Source organism: Burkholderia sp. E168m23 (assembly GCF_016586125.1).
Taxonomy (GTDB): domain Bacteria; phylum Pseudomonadota; class Gammaproteobacteria; order Burkholderiales; family Burkholderiaceae; genus Burkholderia; species Burkholderia orbicola.
The window spans coordinates 1-3699 of the sequence record NZ_BCPP01000730.1 but is presented as its reverse complement, the minus strand read 5'-3'; the positions used below and the strand labels follow the sequence as shown (position 1 = coordinate 3699).

Here is a 3699-nt window from a genome sequence, read left to right as displayed (position 1 = left end):
GGATCGCACGCCCGGTGCCGCGATCGACCAGCACCGAATGCCGCTCGCCGCGCGCGAACAGGTTGGCCTCGCCCCACTGCCGCAGCATCACGATGACCGGAAACAGCCCTTCGCCCTTTTTCGTCAGCACGTACTCCTGATACGCGGTGCCGTCCGACGCCGGCACGACGTCGAACACGCCCGCGTCCACCAGCATCTTCAGCCGGTCGGACAGGATGTTGCTCGCGACGCCGAGACTCGCGCGGAAATCGCCGAAGCGGCGCACGCCGTCGAATGCATCGCGCACGATCAGCAACGCCCAGCGATCGCCGACGATATCGGTCGCGCGCGCCACCGGGCACGGCGAATCCGCAAGACTTTTCTGCCTGGCCATCTTTCTCTCCGCAATCGTGCCGGCCGCCTTCGCGGGCATGCCGGCCATCCGTGCGCGGGCCTCAGGCCCGCCACCCAACAAGTTGCATTTTAAAACTACTTTCCCTACACTCCAACCTAGTTTCAAATTGCAACTACATTGCGCGAGGAACCATGGAATCGTCCTGTCATTCCGGCACCGTTGCATCGAACGCGTCGACCGACGCGATCCATCCGGCCGAGGACGGCCGCCTGTCGTCGGCACGCGTCGCGCTGCTGGCCGTCTGCTGCGCGGCGAGCGTCGCGAACGTCTACTACGCGCAGCCGCTGCTCGATTCGATCGCACGGGATTTCGGCGTGTCGCAGGCCGCCGTCGGCGGCGTCATCACCGCGACGCAGCTCGGCTGCGCGCTCGCGCTGCTGTTCGTCGTGCCGCTCGGCGACCTGCTGAACCGCAAGCGCCTGATCGCCGTGCAGCTCGTGCTGCTGAGCGCGGCCTGCATCGGCGTGGCCACTGCACCGACGCGTGGCGCGCTGCTGGCCGGAATGGTCGCGATCGGGCTGCTCGGCACCGCGATGACGCAAGGGCTGATCGCGTGCTCGGCCGCCCTCGCCGGTGCGGGCGAACGCGGGCGCGTGGTGGGCGCCGCGCAAGGCGGCGTCGTGGTCGGACTATTGGCCGCGCGCTCGCTGGCGGGCGTCGTCACCGACATCGCGGGGTGGCGGGCCGTCTATCTCGTGTCGGGTGCGCTCGCGATCGCGATGCTCGTCGTGCTGTCGCGGCTGCTGCCCGATATGCGCGAACCGCGCACACGCATCGGCTACGCGGCGCTGCTGCGCTCGATGGTGTCGCTGCTGCGCGACGAACGCGTGCTGCGTGTGCGCGGCGCGATCGCACTGCTGATGTTCGCGGCGTTCAGCATCTTCTGGAGCGCGCTCGTGCTGCCGCTGAGCGCGCCGCCGCACGCGATGTCGCACACGCAGATCGGCGCATTCGGCCTCGTCGGCGCGCTGGGTGCAGCGGCGGCGGCCCGCGCGGGCCGGCTCGCGGATCGCGGGCGCGGCGAGGCGACGACCGGCGCGGCACTCGCGCTGCTCGCGTGCGCGTGGCTGCCGCTCGCGTTCGGCAATACGTCGATTGCATGGCTGGTCGTCGGCATCGTGCTGCTCGACGTCGGCGGGCAGGCCGTGCACGTCGTCAACCAGAGCATGATTCTCGGCGCGCGGCCCGATGCGCATGCGCGCCTCGTCGGCTGCTACATGCTGTTCTATTCGGCCGGCAGCGGGCTCGGTGCGATCGCGGCGACGATGATGTATGCGCGCGCCGGCTGGACCGGCGTCTGCGTGCTCGGCGCGGGGGTGAGCGTGGCCGCGCTCGGGGTGTGGGTGGCGACGCTGCGGCGCGCGTGAGGCGCGCGGCCATGCGGTCTCCGTGCTCCGCGCGGGGGCGAGTGGCCGTGCTCGGCGTGTGGGGCCAGCTGCGGCGCGCATGAGGCGCGCCGGCTGTGCGGATCGAACGGGAAACGCCGGCCCGCCCTCGGCTGGCGGCCGGCATGCGAAGCGGCCGCGCACGCGCGCCGATCGGGCTTTCGGTTCCGCTGCGGTTCGGCTTGGGGCATCGCCGCGGCATGGAAGCGGGCGCGCCGGCAACGTCGCGGCGCATGTCGGTTCCGCTTCGGTCCCGCTGTGGTCCCGCCGGGGTTCGACGCACACGGTGCGCGCCGCGAACGTTCAACCTGCCGCCTGGATCGCCTCTTCGTACACGCCGGCCACGCGCCGCGCGATCACCGCATTGTCGAAATGATCGCGTGCATAACGCTTGCATGCGGCCGCATCGGGCAGCGCGATCGCACCCGACAGCGCGCCGCCGAGCCCTTCGGCAATTGCATCCGCGCCCGTCGACGGCAGCACGAGATCGTTCGACAACCCGGCGACCGCCTCCGGCAGCCCGCCGACCGGCGTGACCAGCACCGGCGTGCCGGACGCCAGCGATTCGACCGTGATCAGCCCAAAGCCCTCGAGCGCGACCGTCGGCACGACACTGACCGTCGCCGCACGGTACAGCGCCGCGAGATGGTGATCGGGCACGAAGCCGAGCAGCTTCACGTTGTCCTGCAGCCCGGCTTCGTCGATGCGCTGCTGCAGTTCCTCGCCGATCTTGCCCTTGCCGGCGATCAGCAGCAGCACGTCCGGGTGGCGGCGCTTGACGATGCCGATCGCATCGATCAGGTCCTCCAGCCCCATGCGCCGCACGAGTCGGCGCACGGCCAGCACGATCGGCCGGTCCTGCGGCAGTTGCAGCTTGTGCCGCGCCTCGGCGGGCGTGAGCGGCGTGTCGAACTGCGCGGTATCGACGCAGCCGGGAATCACGCGCACGCGCGACGGATCGATCCCGTACCGGTTCGTCAGGATCTGGCCGAACGCCTGCGACAGCACGATCAGCCGCGACGAGCGCGTATACACCGCCTGCTCGAGATAGCGCTTCGCGCGCTGCCCGAGCGACGCGGCGCCCTCGACCTGGCTTTCGTCGGCCCACGGCCCCTGGAAGTGCGACACCTGCGGAATCCCGCGCGTCACGTCGAGGCCCGGGAACGTATACAGCGCGAAGTGCGACGAAATCACGTCCGGCCGCGCGCTGCGGATCTCGTCGCGCAACGCTCGCCGCGCGGCGAGCATCCGGCGCGCGAGCGGCTCCGACGCGGGACCGAAACCCTGGATCGCCCCGCCCGTGTCGTCGGCGACCTTCGGCGAGCCGGCCACGAGCCCGCGCACCTCGACGCCCGCGCCGGGCAGCGCGCCGACGAGCGAGTAGTACATCCGGTCGAGGCCGCCCGCGCGTTCGGGAAACCAGTGCATGCCGATCTGCAACGATTTGATCGGCCGGGAAGAGTGGGACATCACGGTTGCTCCTGCGTGATTGCATGCTCGACCCGCTCGAAGGCGGACGGCTGCGTGGGTTGGCCGATGCGCCGGTAAAGCGCGACGTACTGGGCGCCCATGTGCGCCCAGCCGAAACGGGTCATCAGTTCGCGGGCCGCGTCGCCCATCGCGCGGCAGGTGTCGCGCGACGCCGCGAGCGCGCCGATCGCCTGCGCGAGCGCGGCCGGATCGTCCGGGTCCTCCAGCACGATCCCGCATTCGCGCGTGATGATTTCCGCGCCGCCCGCCGTGCGCGCGGTGACGACCGGCAGCCCGGCCGCCATCGCCTCCAGCAGCGACAGGCTCATCGCTTCGTAGCGCGACGGAAAGACATACGCGTCGACCGAGCGCATCAGCGTCGGCATGTTCTTCACGAGCCCGAGGAAATGCACGCGCGAATCGATGCCGAGCGCGCGCGCCTCCTCCGGA

4 protein-coding genes are annotated in these 3699 nt (G+C 70.8%); 1 reads left to right on the top strand and 3 read right to left on the bottom strand.

What is annotated here, in order from left to right; translation table 11 throughout:
• A partial coding sequence (locus JMF90_RS28420; RefSeq protein WP_236598051.1) for a helix-turn-helix domain-containing protein occupies nt 1–373 on the bottom strand: 373 nt, incomplete at its 3' end.
• A gap of 152 nt (nt 374–525) precedes the next feature.
• Between JMF90_RS28420 and JMF90_RS28415 the strand changes: the two genes are divergently transcribed.
• Nucleotides 526–1761 (top strand): MFS transporter, encoded by a 1236-nt coding sequence (locus tag JMF90_RS28415; protein ID WP_011548189.1) that lies wholly within the window; start codon nt 526–528, stop codon nt 1759–1761.
• 321 nt (nt 1762–2082) lie between these two features.
• Here JMF90_RS28415 and JMF90_RS28410 read toward each other — a convergent pair whose 3' ends face one another.
• Nucleotides 2083–3249 (bottom strand): glycosyltransferase family 4 protein, encoded by a 1167-nt coding sequence (locus JMF90_RS28410; protein WP_011694671.1) that lies wholly within the window; start codon nt 3247–3249, stop codon nt 2083–2085.
• A partial coding sequence (locus tag JMF90_RS28405) for a glycosyltransferase family 4 protein (RefSeq protein WP_201325721.1) occupies nt 3249–3699 on the bottom strand: 451 nt, incomplete at its 5' end. The genes JMF90_RS28410 and JMF90_RS28405, both read right to left, overlap by 1 nt.

What these genes read in the sequence shown, in the direction of transcription:
- JMF90_RS28415 (WP_011548189.1), top strand. Translation starts at nt 526, where the DNA reads ATGGAATCGTCCTGTCATTCCGGCACCGTTGCATCGAACGCGTCGACC.
- JMF90_RS28410 (WP_011694671.1), bottom strand. Translation starts at nt 3,249, where the DNA reads ATGTCCCACTCTTCCCGGCCGATCAAATCGTTGCAGATCGGCATGCAC.